Below are 19,967 nucleotides of genomic sequence, written 5' to 3'. Positions count from 1 at the left end.
CTGGAGGCAGCAGTGTCGGATGAGCAGCATCGTCCTGGGCACGTCATACCGGACGAGGCGGAACACGTTCCGAGGGTGACGCCGGATACGCAGGTCATTCGCCCGGTTTCGGTGGAGAACCAGGAGCCGCAGCCGACGAGTGTGCTCGCGGCGCCCGCGCCGGAGACCGAGAGCATCGCCCCTCCTGACCCGCCGAAGGAACCGAGCGGCCCAGGGCCGCTGCCCGACCCCGGTACGGAAAGTGTCCTGCCGCCGAGCACCAGCGGCGGAATCCGGCCGGGAACCGGCCCTGGCACGGGACCGGGAACCGGATCAGGCGCATTCCCCGGTACCTCGCGAAGGTCGTCGAGGCGGACGGCGAGAAGGGGCAGGCTCGGAGCGGGCATCGTCGAGGTGCCACCGGTTCCCTACCGTGACCCGGCCGCCGCGGTGCTGCACAACCCGATGGTCTCCGAGGAGAAACGCTACTGCGGCAACTGCGGTATCAAGGTCGGCCGGAGCAGCGAGGGGGAACCGGGGTCGCCCGAGGGAAACTGTCCCGATTGCGGCACGTGGTTTTCCTTCGTGCCGAGGCTCCGTCCACAGGAGATCGTCGGCGGTCAGTACGAGGTGCTCGGTGCGCTGGCCTATGGTGGCCTCGGCTGGATCTACCTCGCCCAGGACCACAACGTGAGCGACCGTTGGGTCGTCCTCAAAGGACTCATCGACACCGGTGACGCTACCGCGATGGCCGCGGCCGTCAACGAGACCAGATTTCTGGCCGAGGTCGAACACCCCAACATCGTCAAGATCTACAACTTCGTGCAGCATCCCGATCCTGACACCGGCAACTCCGTCGGCTACATCGTCATGGAGTACGTCGGCGGCGATTCACTGCGCGAACTGGCTCTCGCGCACCACAGAGCGTCGGGAAGGGCGGAGCCGTTGCCCATTGGGCAGGTCATCGCCTACGGCCTGGAAATCCTGCCCGCTATCGGCTACCTGCACGGGCAGGGCTTGTTGTACTGCGATCTCAAGCCGGACAACGTGATCCAGACACACGAACAGCTCAAGCTGATCGACCTCGGCGCCGTGCGCAGGATGGACGACTACACGAGTCCGCTGTTCTTCACCACCGGTTACAGTGCGCCGGAACTCGCCACCCGTGGCGCCTCGGTCGCGTCCGACCTGTTCACGGTCGGCAGAACGCTCGCCGTGCTGAGCTTCGAGTTCTCCGGTTACACCACGAAGTACAAGACGACCTTGCCCGGTCAGGAAGACGTGCCGCTCTTCCGGCTTTTCGGCTCCTACTACAGGTTCCTGCGCAGGGCCACACATGCCGACCCCGACCGCAGGTTCATCGCGGCAGAGGACATGGCCGACCAGCTCACCGGCGTCCTTCGCGAGATCATGGCGATGGGAACGGGAAAGCAGCGACCAGCGGCGTCCACTGTGTTCGGACCGGAGATCGACGCGTTCGGCGTGGACATGGTCGTACCGGATCCTGGCAAGGGCGTGTCGCTGCCGGATCCCGCCGAAGTGGTGATGGGTTTGCCCATTCCCCAGGTGCACACCGACGACGCGGGCGCGGGCGTCCTTGCCGCGATGACGGCTGCCGATCCGAAGACGGCCATCGAGGCGCTGGCGAAGGCACCGAGGGAATCCATCGAGGTCAGGCTTCGCATCGTGCGAGCGAGGATCGAGCTTGGCGAACTCGCCGAGGCGAACCGGCAGTTGCAGGCGGCGCAGTACCTCGCGATCAAGGCCGGATTCCCGCACGACTGGCGGATCGACTGGTACCGGGGTCTCATCGAGCTGGCAGGTGGCCGCTCGAAGGTCGCGCACGTCGCCTTCGACGCCGTTTACGACGAACTGCCAGGCGAGGTCGCGCCCAAGCTGGCGCTGGCTTTCAGCGCGGAGAGCGTCGGCGACTTCTTCAACGCCTCCCGGCTTTACGAGCTGGTGTGGCGAACGGACCGCACGTACGTCAGTGCCGCGTTCGGGCTCGCGAGGGTGTACCTGGCGCAGGGAGCGAGGGCTGGTGCCATCGAGGTACTTGAATCGGTTCCTGCCTCGTCGACCCATCACGTCGCTGCTCAGGTCGCCGCCATCAAGATCAAAACCAGGGTCAACGGTGGCGAGGCCGCGCACACCGTCGGCGAGCGGGACCTGGTCGACGCCGCCAACCGGTTGCAGCGCCTTTCGCTCGATGCCGAACGCAGGGCGATGCTGTCCGCCGAGGTGCTTGAATCGGCGTTCGAATGGATCCGCTCGCCTGCCGGTCAGCGTTATGCCAGCGTGGGGGACGGCGCGCAGGTGCTCGGCAGGAGACTCGACGAGCGAGAGCTTCGCTTCGGCCTCGAAGACTGCTACCGCACGCTGGCCAAACTCGCTGACACGGCCGAGCAGCGCATCGAGCTGGTCGACAAGGCCAACGCGGTCCGGCCGCGCACGAGGACGTGATCAGGAAGGTCGCAGTTCGACGATCGTGATGTCGGGTGGCGCGCCGACCCTGACCGGTGGACCCCAGAAGCCCGCGCCCCTCGTGACGTACATCTTCGTGTCGTCGAACTGGTACGACCCGGCGACGGCGCCCTGTTGCAGGCTGACGATCAGCTCGAACGGCGAGAGCTGCCCGCCGTGGGTGTGCCCCGCGAGCATCAGGTCCACGCCGTGCTCGACGGCGGGAGTGATGTCGACCGGCTGGTGAGCCAGCATCACGAGTGCCTTGTCGGGGTCCCTGCCTTCGACGGCCCTCGCCACGTCGCCGGGATCCTGCCACTGGTAGCCGATGTGGTCGTTGATACCGGCGAAGTGGAAGACCCCGCCGTTGTGCTCGATGTCGACGTGCTCGTTGCGCAGCGGACGGATCCCGAGCGAGGGCACGTGTTCGATCCACTCCCGATACCCGGAGAAGTACTCGTGGTTGCCGGTGACGTAGAAGGTGCCGTGCGTGCTGCGCAGGTCGGCGAGCGGTTCGGCGGCATGCGCGAGATGTCGCACCTCACCGTCGACGAGGTCGCCCGCGATGGCGACGAGGTCAGGCCGCTCCGCGTTGACCAGTTCCACGATGCGCTCGGTGAAGGAGCGGCCGATGATCGGCCCGAGGTGGACGTCGCTGATCAACGCGATGCGGCAGCCCGAGGCTCGCGGATCGAGCCTCGGCAGCGAGATCGGAACCCTCGTCACCGTCGGAGGGCCGAGCGCGACCGTCATGCCGTAGCCGACGAACCCGGTCGCGACGACCCCCGCGACCGCGGCGGACCCGCGAGCGAGCGCGACACGGCGGGTGACTCCTCCCCGTTCGTCAGCGGTGCTCTCCGGTTCGGCAGGCTTGTCGCCCTTGCGCACCCAGCCGCGAAGCGCCAGCCGGGGGATCTCCAGCACGACCAGTACGACGAGGAGGTAGAAGAACATCGCCAGCCAGAGATAGCCGGGCCAGGCGAACCAACGGGCGATGGCCGGATCGATACTCGTCCCCGTGCCGAGCGCGACGCCCATGAGCAGGACGAGCGCGACGATCGCGGCCGTGCCGACCTTGCGGGCCCTCGATTTCGGCGACGTGGTGTCGAAAACGAGCCGCTTCCACACGTAGAGGTGCACGATCGCGATGAGGGCGATCGCGAGCAGGATGAACATTACGGATTGATGTCCCAGTCCTTGGCGTCCGCGCCGCGGGAGTCCCTGAGCTTCTCCAGCGCGTCGACGTCGCCGTGGGTCGTGAAGTGATCGATGCCCACCGTGACGAACAGCGCCCTCGCCTGGACGGCGACCGGACCGTCGGCCGCGTCGAGCCTGCCCTCCGCGCTGACGAACACCTTGCGTCCGGCGATCCCGTCGAACCGGGTCGTGATGAACAGCGTCGAGCCGACCGGAACCGGTCTGCGGAAGTCGGTCTCCAGCTTGCCCGTCACCGCGGGGCGGCGAAGCAGGTTGCCGACCGCGGAACCGAGTGCCTCGTCGAAGGCACAGACCAGCAGCCCGCCGTGCGCGAGGCCGGGCGCGCCCTGATGTGCCTTCGTGACGGCGAACTGTGATTCGACGACGAGGTCTTCGGCGACGGACGACCGGATGTGCAGACCGCCTTCGACATCGTCGCCACAACCGAAGCACTGGTCGAAGTGGATACCGAGCTTGCTGCCGGGTTCAGGCGCCGCCGGGTGCGGAACGACCGGTTCCGTCGGTACCGGTGGCCAGCTTGGAGGGTTGCTCACCCAATCAAGTTAACCGGTTGCCGGTGAAGCCGACGGTCCGGTCTTCCCGACGAACATCCGCGAACTGACGATGTCGCGAAGGGCGACGCCGTTGGTCTCCGGAAGCAGCAGCACCGGAATCGTCGCGATCGCGGCGGCACCCATCAGGTAGAACGCGGGCCACAGCGTGTTTCCGGTCGCGTCGACGAGCGAGCCGACGATGTAGGGAGCGGTTCCGGCGAACGCGGCCGTCGACACGTTGTAGCCGATGGAGAAGGCCCCGTACCGGACCTGTGTGGGGAACATCGCGGGCAGCGTCGAGGCCACGATCGAGAGGAAAAGCACAAGGCAGAGGCCGATCATCGCGAGTCCACCCGCCAGCATGAGGACGTTCACGCCGGAGGCCGTCTTGCTGTTCTCCATGAGGGTGAAGGCGGGAATCGGCAGGATGAGGAAGCCCGCACAGGAGGCCATGAGAATGGGCTTCCTGCCGATGCGGTCGGAGAGCGCGCCGAGCGGCACGATCAACACGAGCATGGCGAGGATGACCCCCATCACGATCAGCAACGGAGTATTGCCGGTCATGCCGAGCACGTCCTTCAAGTACGTCTCGACGTAGGCGAGCATGATCCAGTCACCGACGTTGAGCATGATCACGAGGCCGATGAGGTGCAGGATCGACTTCCAGTGCTTGGTGATCAGCTCCTTGAGCGGAGACTTCGCCACCTTGTGCTGCTGCTCGATCTCCTGGAAGACCGGTGTGTCCTCCAGCTTGTTGCGCAGGTAGAAGCCGACGAGGCCGAGCGGGCCCGCGATGAGGAACGGGATCCGCCAGCCCCAACTGTGCATGGCGGCGTCGCCGACGAGCATCGTGGTCACCGTCACCGTGCTGGCGCCGAGGAAGAAGCCGGTAAGTGTTCCGAATTCGAGCCAGCTGCCGAGGAATCCGCGTTTCTTGTCAGGCGCATACTCGGCGAGGAAGGTCGCCGCGCCGCCGTACTCACCGCCCGCGGAGAAGCCCTGCAACGCGCGAAGCCCGATGACCAGAACCGCGGCGACCATGCCGATCTCGTTGAAGGTCGGGAGCAGGCCGATGGCGAAGGTCGAGCCCGACATCAGGATGATCGTCATGGCCAGCACCTTCTGCCGGCCGAGCTTGTCACCGAGCGGACCGAGAATGAAGCTGCCGAACGGTCTGATCACGAACGTGACGGCCAGCAGCGCGAACGTCGCGAGCGCGCCTTCGGCCGTACTGCCCGCGTTGAAGAACACCTGGCCGAGGATCGCCGGCATGAAGCCGAAGACGCCGAAGTCGTACCACTCGATGCAGTTGCCCATCGCCGAACCGGCGACGGCTTTGCGAACATCGGTATTGCTGGGCACATAAGGCGCGCGTTCCGCGGCGCCCGCAGCGTCCTCCGCCATGAAGACCACCCCGTCATGAACTCGCGGACGAGGGTCAGTGTCGGAAAGTTCTTGGCCAGCTGCCACTTGAACAGGCTGTTTTGTCCGATTGTGAGGCCGCCGGAAAGCGTGGTTTACCGACGGCCTCACTGGTATTCGGCTGCGTGGGCGCTATTGCGTCAACGCGGAGAGCGCCGACCAGTCGGCCCAGGAGTAGGTCCAGTCGTGATAGTCGCCGTCCTCCGGGCCGAGTTGCTGCGTGCTTCCTTCGATCTCGACGGGATCGCCGGGCAGCACGCCGTCGTAGTACTCCTTGGCGTCCGCGACGGACATGTTGATGCAGCCGTGCGAGACGTTGGTGTAGCCCTGATCGCCGACCGACCACGGAGCGGCGTGGGTGAACTCGCCGTTGTTCGAGATGCGGACGGCCCAGTTGACCTCGAAGTCCCGGTAGCCGTAGCCGGGGTTGGTCATGTAGTAGACGGGGTGCTTGCTCATCACGACATGGGTCCCGCTGTGGGTGACCCTGCCCGGGTCGGAGTCGAGCCCGTAGCTCACCGGATAGTCGGCGATCTGTTGCCCGTCACGGATGACGACCATGCGGTGGGTCTGGGTGTTGCCCTTGACGATCTGCGACCTGCCGATGCTGAAGTTCGATGTGACGTCGGCCTCGCCGTATGTGCCGTCGCCGATGTGGACGCCGTAGATGTCGGCCCTCACCGACACCGTGGTCCCCGGCTGCCAGTAGTCCTTCGGCCGCCAGTGCACGGAGGTGTCGTTTTCGAGCCACGCCCATGAGCCCTCCGTCTGCGGCGTCGTCTCCACGTGCAGTGCCTTCTCCACCGCCACCTTGTCGGTGACCGGAGCGTCGAAGGTGAGACTGATCGGCATCGCGATGCCGTAGATACCGTCGTCGCCGACGTTGAGGCGACCGCCCGCCGTGGCCTTCGGCGCGACCGTGCTGAACGAACCGTTGATCGGGGTCTCTTTGCCGTTCTTGTCGACCGCCGTACCCGACCAGGTGTAGGTCTTGGCATAGCCGAGTGGTTCGGTCGCCGTCCAGCTCCGCTGGTCCTTGGCGACCTCGCCGTCGACCGGAGTGCCCTCAGGGTTGGTCAACGCGACCGACTTGATGGTCCCCTCGGCCACTGAGAGCCTGATGGGATCCCGTGGCGCGACATCCTTCTTGCCGTCCTCGGGTTGTGCGGTGATTTTCGCGGCGGGTTTCGAGTCCTCCGAGCCCGAGTTGCCGTCGCCGTTTCCTCCGTCACCCGTGCAGGCAGCGAGTCCAAGCAAGATGGCAAGCATGAGTGCCGTCGAGCCTCTGGTGTTCCCGCGCCGCGCTCCCTTTCGCTGACTCACGTGCGTCCCCTTCTCCCCGTCCATCCCCTCCTGACGTCGTAGAAACGCCCGTCGTTGCACCACAAAAATGGTGACTACGATCACAGAAAAGGATAGTTGTCATAGCCTGTGAGGGACCGAGACCGTCTCCTGACGGTGAACCTCATGCGCCAAGATCGCCACCGCTGCCCCCAATGGGGGGTTGATCGAACAACCCGTTCGTTACGCAACCCCTCGCGGCAGGTTCCGCCCGGTTGGACCAACCTGGAACCGCGGGGTTCGAAAAATGCGAGTAGCCGGTAGGCTGCCGAGTGGCCGTCGTTTTGCGTGTTCGTGGCTTCACACTCGCGGAACTTCTGACGCGAGCCCTGAGCCATGCGCGCTCTTTGCGTCTCGTTGGAACCGCCCGGGACGGCCAGGAAGTCACTTCGGTGACGTCCATGCGGAACAGCAACGAGGAGTAAAACGGTGGCGCAAGGCACTGTGAAGTGGTTCAACGCCGAAAAGGGCTTCGGCTTCATCGCCCAGGACGGCGGAGAGGGCGACGTGTTCGTCCACTACTCGGAGATCGAGGGCCGCGGTTTCCGCACGCTCGAAGAGAACCAGCGGGTGGAGTTCGAGGTCGGCCAGGGGCAGAAGGGGCCGCAGGCTCAGAAGGTTCGCGCCCTCTAAGGGGCGTCATTCCCTGACTGCATCGAGCCCCCCGGCGCATTGGCGCCGGGGGGCTCGATCGTTTTGGGGCCGCGTTGTTCGGATAGTCCGGACAACACGAGGCCCGTCCCTCCGGGGTTACCGGTGGACGGGCCTGCGTGACGGTGTGGCCGGGGTGTCGGTCAGCGGAGCGGGCCGCGAGCCGACTGCTCCCATTGCTGCTGGTCGAAGAAGTACTGGTCGGTCTGCGGCTCGCCGGTGGCCCGCGGCTCCGCGTGACGCTGCGCGCGTTCCTCCGACTCGATTTGGGATTCCCATGCGAGGCGTTCGAGGACCCACTCCTGGGCGAGCGCTTGCGGCGAAGTACCCCGGAAGGCGGCCAGCTCCTTGAGCTGCTGGCTGGCGATGAGGTTGACCCTGAGCTGGTAGACCTGCGCGTCGCCGAAGCGGCGCCCTGAGCCTGTGCTCTCGGGGTCGGACTCCGGAGCGAGTGCGGCGAGGTAGCTCGTCAGCTCGTGGTCTTCTGCGGCCGGGTCCGCCGCGTTGTCAACGGCGCCGCGGTGGCGACCACTGTTGGCGGGTTTGAGGTTGGTGCGGCTGCCGAGCCGACCGAATGCGGGAAGAGGCACCAGCACACGATAACGGTTGTATCTCGGCCGAAAGGTGTCTGTGATGCTACCCACACGCCGTGTCGCGAACTTTCCTTGTGCTTTGTGCCGTTTGGAGTAGTGGGCGGCCTGTCCGGACGAATAAATGAACACAAAACGTAGTCGGGTGGTGTCGGCAGGCTTTACCGATTACGCGATCGAAATTGAAAGAAGAAATGGAGAGGCCCCCGCGCCAGGGGGAGGAACGCGGGGGCCGGAGGGGATCTCCACAGGCGCTGACCGGGGGTGTGTCAGCACCTTGATTGTTACACGATGAGACGGCGCATCGCGAGGGTTGAGTTCGAAAAAGGCTTCTCACCTGTCATTTCTCCGTTGCCGGGGCGTCATTCTTCAGCTTTCCCCGAATGGCCGCTCAAGTAGACGGAGCGTGCGGGGAGGTTCACTCTGCGGGGGGCTGTGAGTGGCTCCAACCGCTCGCTAGCCTCGCGGCGAAGGTCATCCAGGAGCCCTTGGAGGAGCGATGAGCGGGTCTGTGGAAGTGCGACAGTTCCTCCTTCGATACGAGGGAGAGGGGCAGGCTGCCGGGTACGGCGGCGTGCCGGCGCAGCGATCGGGCCAGGCGGATGCCTCAAGGGTTTCCGACGACCAGGTCCGCAGGGCGAGGCTCGCGGTGGCGCGCGGGGCGACCAGTGTCGAGGACTGCGCTCAACTGCTCGACATGCTCGGGCTGAAACCTGACCCCGACGGAAAGTCGCCGGTTCAGGGGTAGCGAAGGGCGGCCGGGCCACGCGCTGTCGGTGGTGTCGCCGTCGTGGGTGATGCGCTGCTGGTGCGGTGTCGGCATCCGGGCTCGTAGTACTGCCCAGGTGCACACCCCCTGGTCGTGCACCTGGGCAGCACGTGGTCAAGCTACTTGTCGCCCGGCTGTCGAGCAATCGATTGGTTATCGTGACAGTGTTATGAAGGAAGCCCTTTCGTTCCCGGCCATCCGGCGGCAGTGTTTCCGTAACGCCGTGTTCAATGACGACGCTTCGGCGAGCTCCCGGGCGGGATTTCGGGGCTGGAAAGCCTGTCGATGCAGGTCAGAAAGAAGTGGACCCCCGGTTGTGGGGGTGGTTGAGGGTGTGTCATAGACTTACAGTCGCTCCCAGGGGGACCTGGAGGGCGCGGTCGCTCGGTTCGCCGAACCGGCTGGGCTCCCATCGTCCAGCGGCCTAGGACTCCGCCCTTTCAAGGCGGCAACGCGGGTTCGAATCCCGTTGGGAGTACGCAGTACAAGCAAGGCCCTGTGGCGCAGTTGGTTAGCGCGTCGCCCTGTCACGGCGAAGGTCGCGGGTTCGAGTCCCGTCAGGGTCGCTTCAAACGTTCGGCTGCTTGCCGGCGTGTCCGGCCAGGTAGCTCAGTTGGTACGAGCGTCCGCCTGAAAAGCGGAAGGTCGCCGGTTCGACCCCGGCCCTGGCCACGTCTACTACCTGCAAAGACGGCCCTCACAGTGTTTATGTGAGGGCCGTTTCTCGTTGTAGGTGCTCAGTTTCAGTTGCGGTTGGTCTTCCGGGGAGTAGCGGCTGATCTGGTTTGCCGTGGTTCGATCGCCGCGGCCGACCGGCCCCACGAGGGCCCCGCATGCGCGGGGAGCACGCTCTGAAGTTGCCACATGGCTCGACGGACGACGGACCATCCCCGCGTGCGCGGGGAGCACCCCGAGGACGGACCATCCCCGCGTGCGCGGGGAGCACCTATTCGTACGGAGCTGAAGAGGTCGCCGGGGCGGACCATCCCCGCGTGCGCGGGGAGCACACCACCGACGACGGATTCGCCGTGTTGCTGCGCGGACCATCCCCGCGTGCGCGGGGAGCACCACTGCCGTCGAGTGCTCGGTAGTAGCACTCCGCGGACCATCCCCGCGTGCGCGGGGAGCACCCTTTTTGACCTGGGTGTTCGCGCGCCAAAGGTGCCAAATTTTGGGCGGCCGCGCAAGCACGGGACCGCGTCGCCGAGGCAGGTCCACCTCGGCGACGCTGGCATACGTCACGGCAACCGGACGTGTTCCTTGATCCAGTCGTGGAGCACGTCGGACCTCGCGGCGATCTCTTCCTCCGCGTGCGGGCAGTCGGGGCCGCCGATTTCGGTCGCGACGAGCTCGTAGGTGCCGTCCTCCGACTCGGCGAAGAACGGGGCGCCCGAGTCGTAAGGACACGCGCTGACGTCGCGCTTCGGCAGATAGCCGGTGAAGTTCACGATCTGATCGTCGGACCCGGTGACGGTGAACTGGCCGGTCTGCATCCGGTCGGGCCGGTGGCTCAGGTCGGCGGTGGCGTCCGAAGAGCCCCAGCCGACGAGGCGCACGACGTCACCCTCGGCCGGCGCGCTTTCGCTGATCTTCAGCGGCTCGATGTCGGCAACCGGTTCGGCGAGCTTGGCGATGGCGACGTCGACTTCCTCGCTTTGCACGACCTCGACGACGTCCACCGTGATCCCGTCGTCGCCGGACAACGTCGCCTGGCCCGCCGTCGCGGCGACCTGATAGCGCGGCTCGCCGTCGACGCGGTTGCCGTCGCCGTCGTGGAAGCAGTGCCCGGCCGTGATGATCCACTGATCCGAGATGAGGGCAGCCGAGCACGCGCTGGCGTAGGTGCTGCCGTCGCCTCTGGTGATCTCGGGCATTGAAAGCGAAACGGAGAAGGAGTACTCGCCGTCAGCGACATCGTCGCCATTGGCGATCGCGTTCGCGGGAGTGGCCTGTAGGAGCGAGAAAGCCGTGAGCCCAGCCAGTGCGGTCACGACGCGGAAAGGTCGAAACAAATTCAATCCCCAAGTGGTGGCTTTCTGACGGCCATCACCTTATCGGGTGAAGGGTGAGTGTCTACATCTCCCAGACCTCGGCGGCGGGCGCGCTCAACCGTGCCGCCGTCCCGCGCACGGTGACAGCGGCTTCGTCCTCGGCGACATCACCCGCGACGAACACGATCCCGACCGCGCCCGCCGTTCCATGCGACAGCCGGACCGGTGCCGCGATCTCGGTGAGCCCCGCGTGTACTTCGCCGACGGTTCTCGCGAATCCGAGTCGTCGCGCCACCCCGACTTCGCGGCGCTCCCCCTGTCGGGCGGGCGAACTGGCCAGTATCGCCAGCCCGCAGGCGCCCCTGTCGAGCGGCGAGCGGGCGCCGGGCCGGTAGGCGATGGCGGCGCGGTGCCGGGACGGCTCGACCGTCACGAGCGCGACGACCTCGCTGCCCTGTGGAACGGAGAAGAACGCCGTCGCCGAGACGCTGTTTGCCAGTTCTCCCAATACATCCTGCATACGGGCCTGCGCGTCGCCGAGTACCGTCCTCGACAGAACGAGCAAACCAAGGCCGAGCGTGTAGCGACCTTCGGCATTGCGCCACACCAGATCGCGGTCTTCCAGCGTGCGCAGAATCCGGTAGACGATGGAACGGTGCAGGTCGGACGCGACGGCCAGCTCCTGGCTCGATCGCGGCTGCCCGTCGGCGAGTATCTCCAGCACATCCAGTGCCCTGTCCAGGGTTTGTGCCCGCACCCCCGGCTTCGCGGGCACGGAACCGTCCGGCGCATCCAGTGACATCGGTGACCGCCTTCTCACGGGCTGTTGCCCAGGTAACCGGGTCCACGCTACCTTGCTCGTATATAGAGCTACGGCTCGGGAAATGTGCTCGATATGCGAACTCCTGCGGAGGTTTCCGTGACGCGGACGTCGTCACTGTCCAGTCGGCCCGCGATAGACCCGGCACATTTCCGCAGAACGATGGGACGTTTCACCAGTGGCGTCACCGTGATCACCACGGTCGACGAAGGTCGCGTCCACGGGATGACCGCCAACGCGTTCCTCTCCGTGTCGATCGACCCGCCGCTCGTGCTGATCTCGCTGGCAAAAGAGTCACGGATGGCGGCACTATTGCCGACCACCGGCCGCTACGGTGTCAACGTGCTTGCCGAACACCAGCGGACGCACTCCCAGCACTTCGCGGGTAGACCCGTGCCGGGGCTCGCGCCCGAGTTCCAGTTCACCGACGAACACGCGTTCCTTCCCGGATCGATGGCCCAGATCGGCTGCGACCTCGTCAGCACTCACGAAGCGGGCGACCACGTGCTCCATATCGGCCACGTGACGCATCTCGCCCACTCCGACGGCGAGCCGCTCGTGTTCTTCACCGGCGCTTACCGGGCCCTGTACTCCGACGGAGACGACAACCGCGCCTCGTGACGACCGAGCCAGGTTCGGCGGCTCAACCCATCCGCGGCATGCGACAAGAAGGAGCCGGTCATGGACGGCATCGGCATCATCGGCTCTGGCATCGCCGGGTTGCAGTTGGGACTGCAACTGCGGCAACACGACATTCCCGTGACGATCTACAGCGACCGGCCCGCCGACGACTTCGGCAAGGGGCGGTTGCCCAACACCGTCGCCCACCACCACACGACCGTCGCGAGGGAGCGGGAACTCGGCATCGACCACTGGGACATCGACGAGTACGGCTATTTCGGCCACCACCACTACATCGGCGGTGAGACGCCGCTGCGGTTCTTCGGTGAGTTCGCCGCGCCATCACGTGCTCTCGACTACCGGGTCTACCTGCCAAGGTTGTTGCGTGACTTCGATGAGCGCGGCGGTGATTTCGAGGTAAGGCCGGTCGAACCAGCCGATGTCACCGCGTTGTCGGAACAACACGACCTCGTCGTGGTCAGTTCGGGCCGGACGGGGCTTGGCGGCATGTTCCCGCGCAGGGCCGACAAGTCTCCTTTCGACACTCCGCAGCGCAAGCTGTGTGCCGCGCTCTACGAAGGGATCGCGTACTCGGAACCCAAGGGTGTCACGATGAGCATCGCGCCAGGGCATGGCGAGTTGCTTGAGATTCCCATGTTCTCGGTTGCCGGACACGTCACGGCGTTGCTGTTCGAGATCGTTCCCGGCGGCGACCTCGAACCGATCGGCGAGGCTCGGTACGACGAGGATCCCGGCGGGTTCGAAAAACTTGTGCTCGCCAAGCTGCGGCAACATCATCCGACGACATTCGAGCGTGTCGACCACGGTCGGTTCCGGGTGACCGGACCGCAGGATCTGTTGCAGGGCGGGCTTGTGCCGGGCGTGCGGGAGGACTATGTGCGGCTCGCGAACGGCCGGTACGTGATCGCGCTCGGCGACGCGCACACGGTCGTCGACCCGATCGTCGGGCAGGGAGCCAACTGCGCCTCGTACTCGGCGTGGGAGCTGGGGCAGGCGATCGTCACCGATCCGAACTTCGACGAGCGATTCTGCCGCAAAGTGGCTCAGCGCAGGGAAAACCGGGTCCATGCCACGAGCGACTGGACCAACCTGATGGTCCGGTTTCCTCCCGCGCCGCACCTGCTCCAGTTGCTGGGGAGCATGGCGCGGAACCAGGTGGTCGCCGACGAGTTCACCGACAACTTCAGCTATCCGGAGCGGCAGTGGGACATCCTGGCGACCCCTGAGCGGACGCGGAGCTACCTGGCGCGCCACGGGATGGCCTGACAGGAGCGGTGCGCGAGTCCCGCGCTCGGATGCGCGAGTCCCGCGCTGGTGCGGTCGAGTTCCGCGTTCGGGGCGTCGAGACCCGCGCTCGGGGTGGCGAGTTCTGCGCTCAGGACGTCGAGATCTGCATGGGTGCGGTCGAGATCCGCGTTCGGGGCGTCGAGTTCCACATTCGGGTGTGATGCTTGGCTACCGCATGAGGCTGGGTGACCTGGTGGCGAATGGGCACCTCGCGGTGCGCACGATGTCGGGGCTCGCGGCCCCGGATGCGGATCTCGTCTGCGCGAGTGCGGATCTCGACGACCTGGATGCGGATGTCGATGTCCTGAGTGCGGATGTCGGTGACGCGAGCGCAGAACTCGGCTGCGGCTGCGGCGCGGCGTTCGTCAGCCGGTTGTCGACTCGCGGACCACCAGCTCCGGCTTGAACATCACCTGCTGGTGCGCATGGGTGTCCGGGTTGTCGCACTCCTCGACAAGCAGTTGCGCAGCCGCCCTGCCGATGTGCTGTGTCGGCTGCCGGATCGAGGTCAACGGGACGGCTGCGTCGGCCGCGAACTCGATGTCGTCGTACCCGACGATCGCCAGCTCACCTGGCACCTGCCTGCCTTCGGACACGGCGGCCCTGAGTACCCCGAGCGCCATCAGGTCGTTCGCGCAGAACGCAGCCGTCGCCTTGTCACGGTTACCGAAGCGCTTCTTCGCCGCGCCGTAGGCGGTTCGCGCGTTCATCGCGCGCTCCTCGACGACCTCGATGGCCCGCTCCGGATCCAGTCCCGCCTCGGTGACCGCCTTGCGCAGACCGGCGAGCCGGTCGGCGCACTGCCGCAGAGTCAGCGGCCCACTGAAGTACCGGATCCGTTGGTGGCCAAGGGAAAGCAGATGGGCTCCCGCGAGTTCGCCGCCACCGACGTCGTCGACCGCGACGGAACAGCAGTTGATCCTCGGATCGTGCCTGTCGACGAGCACGGTCGGCGTTCCCCGCTTGCGGAGCGCGTCGAGCCGCCCCGAGCTGACCTCCACCGGCGTGATGAGCACGCCACGCACCCGCTGCTCCTCAAGGACCTGCAAGTACCGGTTCTCGCGCTCGGTCTGGTCGTCCGAGTTGCACAGCACCACCGCGTAGCCCAGTTCGTCGGCGACCTGTTCGACGCCGCGCGCTACGTCGTGGAAGAACGGGTTGGCGAGGTCGAGCACGATCAGCCCGATGGAACGGCTCGTGCCAGCGCGCAATTGCGCCGCCGACGAGTTGCGGACAAACCCCAGTGCCGATATCGCCGTCAGCACGCTTTCCCTTGTATTGGTAGAAACTCGCTCCGGGTGATTGAGCACATTGGACACAGTGCCGACCGAGACGCCTGCCCGTTCCGCGACGTCCTTGATGCTCGGCGACATGGCCCGCGCTCTCCCCTCGTGCTGAAACGTGTCAACCCCTCGGCCTCCCGGAGGGCTCCCCTTCCCGAGAAAGTTAACACGTGAGCTTCCCTGCCTGCGCGGCGGATCGTTACCAAATCGCATGTCAGCACGGGTCTTGACGGGTTGTGTCTCGCTGTCCTAACTTCAGCGCACTCGTGAATGAAACGTTTCACGATCTCCATCGAAGGAGGCATCGTGGGTGCACCGGAGCATCCCCCTGCGCCGCTGCTCGAACTCAAGGACGTCACCAAGTCGTTTCAGGCGGTGAGGGCACTGCGCGGGGTGTCGCTCGCGTTGCGTCCCGGCGAGATCCACGCACTGGCCGGGGAGAACGGCGCCGGGAAGTCGACCGTCGTCCGCGTCATCGGCGGAGAACACCAGCCCGACAGCGGCGAGCTGCTGCTCGAAGGGAGCCCGGTGCGGTTCGCCTCGCCCCGCGAGGCACAGCACCGCGGGGTCGCCGTCATCCACCAGGAGCCGATTCAGTTTCCCGATCTCTCCGTCGCCGAGAACGTCTTCATGGGAAGGCAGCCGTTGCGAAGGGGTCGACGCATCGACCGGCGCGCCATGCATCGCAGGTCGGCCGAGGTGTTCGAGCAGTTGGGCGTGCCGATCGCACCGTCGAGGCAGACGCGCGGGCTTTCGATCGCAGACCAGCAGATCATCGAGATCGCGAAGGCGCTCGTCGCCGACGCCAGGATCATCGTGATGGACGAGCCGACGGCCGCGCTTTCGGCGGTCGAGGCCCAGCGCCTCTTCCGGGTCGCGAGAGGGCTCGCCGAGCAGGGCGCGGCTCTGCTGTTCATCTCGCATCGGCTCGACGAGATGTTTGCCTTGTGCGACCGGGTCACCGTGTTGCGCGACGGAGCTTTCGTGACGACGGCACCGATGTCGGAGATCGACAACGACACCCTGGTGCGGCGGATGGTCGGCCGCTCCGTCGAGCAGCTCTTCCCGAAGCGCGAAACCGACATCGGTGCCGAGGTACTGGTGGTCGAAGGTCTGACGAGAGCCGGGGACTTCGCCGACGTCTCGCTGACCGTCCGCGAGGGTGAGATCGTCGGGCTCGCCGGACTCGTCGGATCGGGAAGATCCGAAGTGGCCAGAGCGGTGTTCGGTGTGGACGATCGCGACGCGGGAACGGTCACGGTCAACGGAAAACCCTTGCCTGCGGGAAAACCTGGATCCGCCATCGAAAAAGGTGTCGCGCTGGTGCCGGAAGATAGGAGAGAGCAGGGGCTCGTCCTCGAACTGTCCATCGAACGCAACGCCAGCCTCGCGCGGCTCAAGCAGGTCTCTCCCGGCGGGATCACCCGGAGCAGCAGGGAAAGAGCGCTCGCGCAAACCTGGGCCGAGCGCCTTTCACTCAAATTCGGCAGCCTCGCCGACCCCGCCGCGACGTTGTCGGGAGGTAACCAGCAGAAGATCGTGCTCGGCAAATGGCTGGCGACCGAGCCGGCCGTTTTGATCGTCGACGAACCGACGAGGGGCATCGACATCGGTGCCAAGGTCGAGGTGCACGGGTTGTTGTCGGATCTGGCCGCGCGTGGCATCGGAATCCTGCTCATTTCCTCCGAGCTGCCGGAGGTTCTCGGGATGGCCGATCGCGTGCTCGTGATGCACGAGGGCCGGATCACAGCCGAACTCGCGAGAGAAGAGGCGACGGAGGAGGCCGTGATGTACGCGGCGACCGGCAACGGCGCCTCCGCGACGAAGGGCAGTGCCGCATGAACAGGATCCGCGCGCTGCTCTCCGGCAGGGAACTGAGTATCGTCCTCGCCTTGTTCGCGGTCGTCGTGGTGACGACGGTGGTGAATCCCGCTTTCCTGAACGCGCAGGGAATCCACGATCTGTTCCTCAACGCCTCGATCATCGCGTTGCTCGCGATCGGACAGACGTTGCTGGTCATCACCCGCAACATCGACCTTTCCGTCGGTTCGGTGATGGGGCTGACCGCGTACATGTCGGGCCAGATGTTCATCGCCGACCACGAGACGCCGACGATCGTCGTCGTGCTCGCGGGAATGGCGCTCGGGGCGGCGTGCGGAGCGTTCAACGGTGCGCTCGTGGCGATCGCGAAGGTGCCCGCTCTCGTCGTGACGCTGGGAACCCTGTACGTCTTCCGCGGCATCGACTACGGGTGGGCCAGCGCGACCGGCGTTCACCAGATCAACGCCGACCAGATGTCATCCGGCTTTCTCTCCTTCGGCAGCGGATCGATTCTCGGGGTCCCGCATTTGACCTTGATCGCGTTGGCCGCGCTTGCCATTGCCGCGTATGCGCTGCACAACTGGCGGTCCGGAAGGGAGTTGTACGCGATCGGCTCGAATCCGCAGGCCGCGAGGCTCGCGGGCATTCCGGCCGGAAGGCGGGTTTTCACGGCATTCGTGATCTCAGGGGCGCTCGTGGGGCTGGCCGGTGTATTGCATGCTTCGTACTTCGGGACGATCAACGCCTCCGTCGGCACCAACAGGGAACTCGCGGTCGTGGCTGCCGTCGTCGTCGGCGGGGTCGCGATTTTCGGTGGCAGCGGAACGGTTCTGGGCGCGGTGCTCGGCGCGTTGTTGCTCACCACGATCACCAGCGCGTTGCCGATCCTCGGTGTTCCGGCCTTCTGGCAGCGAGCCGTCGACGGTGCCGCCCTGTTGCTCGCCATCTCGCTCGACCGCGCCGTGATGGTGCGCATGGCGGAGCGACTACGGAAGGAAAGGAGCCTGCGGCGTGCGTGAAAGACTGCTTCGCTGGGAAACGATCCTGCTCGTGCTCTGCGTCGTGGTGTTCACGTGGGGATCCGCGACGACGGCAGGCTTCGGCGAGGCCGACAACATCAGTTTTCTTCTGCTCGACTACACCGAGGTCGCACTGCTTGCGCTCGCGTTGTTGCCGATCATCCTCACCGGCCAGATCGACCTTTCGGTCGCGTCGATACTCGGCTTCTGTTCCGCGCTCACCGGTGTGTTGTGGGACGCGGGAATGTCGTTCGAGACGATCGTCCCGATCGTGGTGGTCGCGGGTGCGGTACTCGGCTCGCTCAACGCGACGCTGATCGTGCGGTTCGGGCTTCCGGCACTGGCCGTCACCATCGGCACGCTCGGGCTCTACAGAGGACTCGCCTACGTGTTGCTCGGCGATCGCGCGGTGACCGGATTCCCCGACGCGTACCGGCCGCTGGTGACCGACACCGTGCCGGGAACGTTCCTGCCTTACGCGACGGTGCTGGTGATCATCGTCGGGGTGCTGGCCGCCGTCGTCGTGCACTACACGCCGTTCGGCCGTTCCCTTTACGCGATCGGCCTCGGTGAGCAGACGGCGCGATTCTCCGGAATCAGGGTCCAGCGCGTCAGGTTCGTGCTCTACATCGTCTCCGGTGCGCTGTGCGCGGTGGCCTCGCTCGTCTACACGTTGCGATACAACAGCGCGAGGGCGGACAACGCGGCGGGGCTCGAACTCGTCGCCGTCGCGGCGGTATTGCTCGGCGGGGTCTCGATTTTCGGGGGAAGGGGAGCGGTCGTCGGTGTCGTCAGCGCGCTGCTACTGATGGCCGGATTGCGCAATGTGTTGTTCCTCAACGACATCACCAACGAGATCCAGAACGTGATCAACGGCCTGTTGCTGATCATCTCGGTACTTGTTCCGGTGATCGCGAACCTGCTGCGCGGCAAGCGACATCCGATGCCTGCCGAGCAGCGGGGACAGCCACCACCCGAGGAAACCCCGCAAGACCCCGTGGCGGCGACCGCCGTCCACGGCAGCCCCGAGGAGGACCAACGATGATCCACTCCCGTTCGCGCAGGAAGCGCGCCGCGGTGGCGGTGACCAGTGCGGGCCTGGTGGCCGTTCTGGTCGCAGGCTGCGGCGGTACCACAAAGGACTCGGCACAGCAGCCGGGAGCCGGGACGGACACGGGCAAGACCGCCGACCCGAACGCGCCCATCAAGGAGGGACTGAAGATCGCCTTCCTGCCGAAGGAAATCGACAATCCCTACGAGAACCTTGTCGACAAGGGCGGGATCGCCGCCGTCGGCGAGTTGAAGGGAACGGGCAAGGAAGTCGGTCCCTCCGATGCCTCCGCTTCGTCCCAGGTTTCCTACATCAACACGCTCATCCAGCAGAACCAGGACGCGATCGTCATCGCGGCCAACGACCCGAACGCCGTCGCTCCCGCGTTGAAGGACGCCATGGCGAAGGGCATCGCGGTCGTGAGCTACGATTCCGACGCCGCGGTCGACGCTCGCCAGGTTTTCGTCAACCAGGCCGATTCCGAGGAGATCGGCAGGTCGCAGATCAAGATGGTTTCCGAGCAGATCGGCGGGCAGGGCAAGATCGCGATCCTGTCGGCGACGCCGAACGCGACGAACCAGAACACCTGGATCGACTTCATGAAGGACGAGCTGTCAAAGCCCGAGTACGCGGGTATCGAGCTGGTGAAGACCGCCTACGGTGACGACGACGACCAGAAGTCGTTCCAGGAAACGCAGGCGCTTCTTCAGTCCACTCCGGACCTAAAAGCCATCGTCTCGCCGACGACCGTGGGAATCTCGGCCGCAGCACGCTACATCTCCTCCTCTCCCTACAAGGGCAGGGTCGTGCTGACCGGACTCGGAACGCCGAACCAGATGCGCGAGTTCGTCAAGGACGGAACGGTCAAGGAGTTCGCGCTGTGGGACCCGGAGCAGCTTGGCTACCTCGCCGGTTACGCGGCGGCCGCCATTGCCTCCGGTCAGATCGTGGGCAAGGAAGGCGAAGTGCTGAAAGCCGGGAACCTGGGCGAGCGCACCATCGGCAAGAACGGGGAGATCATCCTCGGACCGCCGACGGTGTTCAACGCGGACAACATCGACGACTACAACTTCTGACCAAAGCCGGG

At 65.8% G+C, this 19,967-nt stretch carries 19 protein-coding genes and 3 tRNA genes; 13 read left to right on the top strand and 9 right to left on the bottom strand.

The genetic code is table 11. The features are described 5' to 3' along the window. Nucleotides 1-75 precede the first annotated feature (75 nt). Nucleotides 76-2,442, top strand: a complete 2,367-nt coding sequence (locus BAY61_RS30160; RefSeq protein WP_245866314.1) for a serine/threonine-protein kinase — start codon at nucleotides 76-78, stop codon at nucleotides 2,440-2,442. Here BAY61_RS30160 and BAY61_RS30155 read toward each other — a convergent pair whose 3' ends face one another. The 4 genes from BAY61_RS30155 to BAY61_RS30140 all read right to left on the bottom strand — a co-directional run bounded on the left by BAY61_RS30155 (nucleotide 2,443) and on the right by BAY61_RS30140 (nucleotide 6,884). Next, on the bottom strand, nucleotides 2,443-3,618 hold the full coding sequence (locus BAY61_RS30155; RefSeq protein ID WP_091805522.1) for a metallophosphoesterase: 1,176 nt from the start codon (nucleotides 3,616-3,618) through the stop codon (nucleotides 2,443-2,445). It lies immediately after the preceding gene. Then, a complete protein-coding gene (locus BAY61_RS30150) occupies nucleotides 3,618-4,193 on the bottom strand; it encodes a PaaI family thioesterase (RefSeq protein ID WP_091805502.1) in 576 nt (191 codons plus the stop codon). Before BAY61_RS30150 ends, BAY61_RS30155 begins: the two co-directional genes overlap by 1 nt. A gap of 9 nt (nucleotides 4,194-4,202) precedes the next feature. Then, nucleotides 4,203-5,597, bottom strand: a complete 1,395-nt coding sequence (locus BAY61_RS30145; protein ID WP_091806506.1) for an MFS transporter — start codon at nucleotides 5,595-5,597, stop codon at nucleotides 4,203-4,205. A 150-nt stretch (nucleotides 5,598-5,747) separates the two neighbouring features. After that, a complete protein-coding gene (locus tag BAY61_RS30140) occupies nucleotides 5,748-6,884 on the bottom strand; it encodes a L,D-transpeptidase (RefSeq protein ID WP_091806503.1) in 1,137 nt (378 codons plus the stop codon). A gap of 501 nt (nucleotides 6,885-7,385) precedes the next feature. On the opposite strand from BAY61_RS30140, the gene BAY61_RS30135 reads away from it, so the two are divergent. After that, nucleotides 7,386-7,589, top strand: coding sequence for a cold-shock protein (locus tag BAY61_RS30135; protein WP_009156738.1), 204 nt, complete (start codon nucleotides 7,386-7,388; stop codon nucleotides 7,587-7,589). A gap of 161 nt (nucleotides 7,590-7,750) precedes the next feature. On the opposite strand, the gene BAY61_RS30130 is transcribed toward BAY61_RS30135, so the two are convergent. Further along, nucleotides 7,751-8,197, bottom strand: a complete 447-nt coding sequence (locus BAY61_RS30130) for a hypothetical protein (RefSeq protein ID WP_091806500.1) — start codon at nucleotides 8,195-8,197, stop codon at nucleotides 7,751-7,753. A gap of 499 nt (nucleotides 8,198-8,696) precedes the next feature. Between BAY61_RS30130 and BAY61_RS30125 the strand changes: the two genes are divergently transcribed. The 4 genes from BAY61_RS30125 (at nucleotide 8,697) to BAY61_RS30110 (ending at nucleotide 9,638) form a co-directional block, all read left to right on the top strand. Continuing rightward, nucleotides 8,697-8,945 (top strand): hypothetical protein, encoded by a 249-nt coding sequence (locus BAY61_RS30125; RefSeq protein WP_091805499.1) that lies wholly within the window; start codon nucleotides 8,697-8,699, stop codon nucleotides 8,943-8,945. 426 nt (nucleotides 8,946-9,371) lie between these two features. Further along, nucleotides 9,372-9,444 (top strand) — tRNA-Glu (locus tag BAY61_RS30120). 14 nt (nucleotides 9,445-9,458) lie between these two features. Then, nucleotides 9,459-9,532, top strand: a tRNA-Asp gene (locus tag BAY61_RS30115). A 32-nt stretch (nucleotides 9,533-9,564) separates the two neighbouring features. Continuing rightward, nucleotides 9,565-9,638, top strand: a tRNA-Phe gene (locus BAY61_RS30110). 566 nt (nucleotides 9,639-10,204) lie between these two features. Here BAY61_RS30110 and BAY61_RS30105 read toward each other — a convergent pair. Continuing rightward, the gene (locus BAY61_RS30105) at nucleotides 10,205-10,957 is read right to left on the bottom strand and encodes a S1 family peptidase (RefSeq protein ID WP_091805497.1); all 753 of its coding nucleotides are present in this window, start codon (nucleotides 10,955-10,957) and stop codon (nucleotides 10,205-10,207) included. 82 nt (nucleotides 10,958-11,039) lie between these two features. Then, a complete protein-coding gene (locus BAY61_RS30100; RefSeq protein WP_245865570.1) occupies nucleotides 11,040-11,759 on the bottom strand; it encodes an IclR family transcriptional regulator in 720 nt (239 codons plus the stop codon). Between the two features lie 180 nt (nucleotides 11,760-11,939). Here BAY61_RS30100 and BAY61_RS30095 point away from each other — a divergent pair, with 180 nt between their 5' ends. Further along, nucleotides 11,940-12,398, top strand: a complete 459-nt coding sequence (locus BAY61_RS30095) for a flavin reductase family protein (protein WP_245865569.1) — start codon at nucleotides 11,940-11,942, stop codon at nucleotides 12,396-12,398. A 60-nt stretch (nucleotides 12,399-12,458) separates the two neighbouring features. Then, entirely contained in the window at nucleotides 12,459-13,685 is a 1,227-nt protein-coding gene (gene styA / locus BAY61_RS30090; RefSeq protein WP_091805492.1) for a styrene monooxygenase subunit StyA, read from the top strand. Here the strand turns inward: styA and BAY61_RS33195 are convergent. Next, entirely contained in the window at nucleotides 13,658-13,855 is a 198-nt protein-coding gene (locus BAY61_RS33195; protein ID WP_091805489.1) for a hypothetical protein, read from the bottom strand. The genes styA and BAY61_RS33195 overlap by 28 nt on opposite strands. Nucleotides 13,856-13,866: 11 nt before the next feature. Between BAY61_RS33195 and BAY61_RS30085 the strand changes: the two genes are divergently transcribed. Then, entirely contained in the window at nucleotides 13,867-14,112 is a 246-nt protein-coding gene (locus BAY61_RS30085; RefSeq protein WP_091805487.1) for a hypothetical protein, read from the top strand. Here the strand turns inward: BAY61_RS30085 and BAY61_RS30080 are convergent. Then, complete coding sequence (locus BAY61_RS30080; protein WP_091805484.1) at nucleotides 14,072-15,079, bottom strand: LacI family DNA-binding transcriptional regulator; 1,008 nt, start codon at nucleotides 15,077-15,079, stop codon at nucleotides 14,072-14,074. The two genes, BAY61_RS30085 and BAY61_RS30080, sit on opposite strands and share 41 nt — an antisense overlap. Nucleotides 15,080-15,295: 216 nt before the next feature. On the opposite strand from BAY61_RS30080, the gene BAY61_RS30075 reads away from it, so the two are divergent. From BAY61_RS30075 to rhaS, 4 genes are read left to right on the top strand one after another with little or no spacing between them, the layout of a single operon-like run. Then, entirely contained in the window at nucleotides 15,296-16,831 is a 1,536-nt protein-coding gene (locus BAY61_RS30075) for a sugar ABC transporter ATP-binding protein (RefSeq protein WP_245865567.1), read from the top strand. Further along, on the top strand, nucleotides 16,828-17,829 hold the full coding sequence (locus BAY61_RS30070; RefSeq protein WP_091805478.1) for an ABC transporter permease: 1,002 nt from the start codon (nucleotides 16,828-16,830) through the stop codon (nucleotides 17,827-17,829). The genes BAY61_RS30075 and BAY61_RS30070 overlap by 4 nt, the downstream gene beginning before the upstream one ends. Further along, nucleotides 17,822-18,874, top strand: a complete 1,053-nt coding sequence (locus BAY61_RS30065; protein WP_091805476.1) for an ABC transporter permease — start codon at nucleotides 17,822-17,824, stop codon at nucleotides 18,872-18,874. The genes BAY61_RS30070 and BAY61_RS30065 overlap by 8 nt, the downstream gene beginning before the upstream one ends. Continuing rightward, nucleotides 18,871-19,956, top strand: coding sequence for a rhamnose ABC transporter substrate-binding protein (rhaS, locus tag BAY61_RS30060; protein ID WP_091805474.1), 1,086 nt, complete (start codon nucleotides 18,871-18,873; stop codon nucleotides 19,954-19,956). The genes BAY61_RS30065 and rhaS overlap by 4 nt, the downstream gene beginning before the upstream one ends. Nucleotides 19,957-19,967: the final 11 nt, after the last annotated feature.

Origin of the sequence: Prauserella marina (genome assembly GCF_002240355.1) — a bacterium.
Classification (GTDB): Bacteria; Actinomycetota; Actinomycetes; order Mycobacteriales; family Pseudonocardiaceae; genus Prauserella_A; species Prauserella_A marina.
The sequence above is the reverse complement of the archived record's forward strand: the minus strand, read 5'-3'. Positions and strand labels throughout refer to the sequence as shown.

Coding starts and splice junctions, on each gene's coding strand:
- BAY61_RS30155 (WP_091805522.1), bottom strand. CDS start 3,618: ATGTTCATCCTGCTCGCGATCGCCCTCATCGCGATCGTGCACCTCTAC.
- BAY61_RS30145 (WP_091806506.1), bottom strand. CDS start 5,597: ATGGCGGAGGACGCTGCGGGCGCCGCGGAACGCGCGCCTTATGTGCCC.
- BAY61_RS30140 (WP_091806503.1), bottom strand. CDS start 6,884: ATGCTTGCCATCTTGCTTGGACTCGCTGCCTGCACGGGTGACGGAGGA.
- BAY61_RS30125 (WP_091805499.1), top strand. CDS start 8,697: ATGAGCGGGTCTGTGGAAGTGCGACAGTTCCTCCTTCGATACGAGGGA.
- BAY61_RS30100 (WP_245865570.1), bottom strand. CDS start 11,759: ATGTCACTGGATGCGCCGGACGGTTCCGTGCCCGCGAAGCCGGGGGTG.
- BAY61_RS30095 (WP_245865569.1), top strand. CDS start 11,940: ATGGGACGTTTCACCAGTGGCGTCACCGTGATCACCACGGTCGACGAA.
- styA (WP_091805492.1), top strand. CDS start 12,459: ATGGACGGCATCGGCATCATCGGCTCTGGCATCGCCGGGTTGCAGTTG.
- BAY61_RS30085 (WP_091805487.1), top strand. CDS start 13,867: ATGCTTGGCTACCGCATGAGGCTGGGTGACCTGGTGGCGAATGGGCAC.
- BAY61_RS30080 (WP_091805484.1), bottom strand. CDS start 15,079: ATGTCGCCGAGCATCAAGGACGTCGCGGAACGGGCAGGCGTCTCGGTC.
- BAY61_RS30070 (WP_091805478.1), top strand. CDS start 16,828: ATGAACAGGATCCGCGCGCTGCTCTCCGGCAGGGAACTGAGTATCGTC.
- rhaS (WP_091805474.1), top strand. CDS start 18,871: ATGATCCACTCCCGTTCGCGCAGGAAGCGCGCCGCGGTGGCGGTGACC.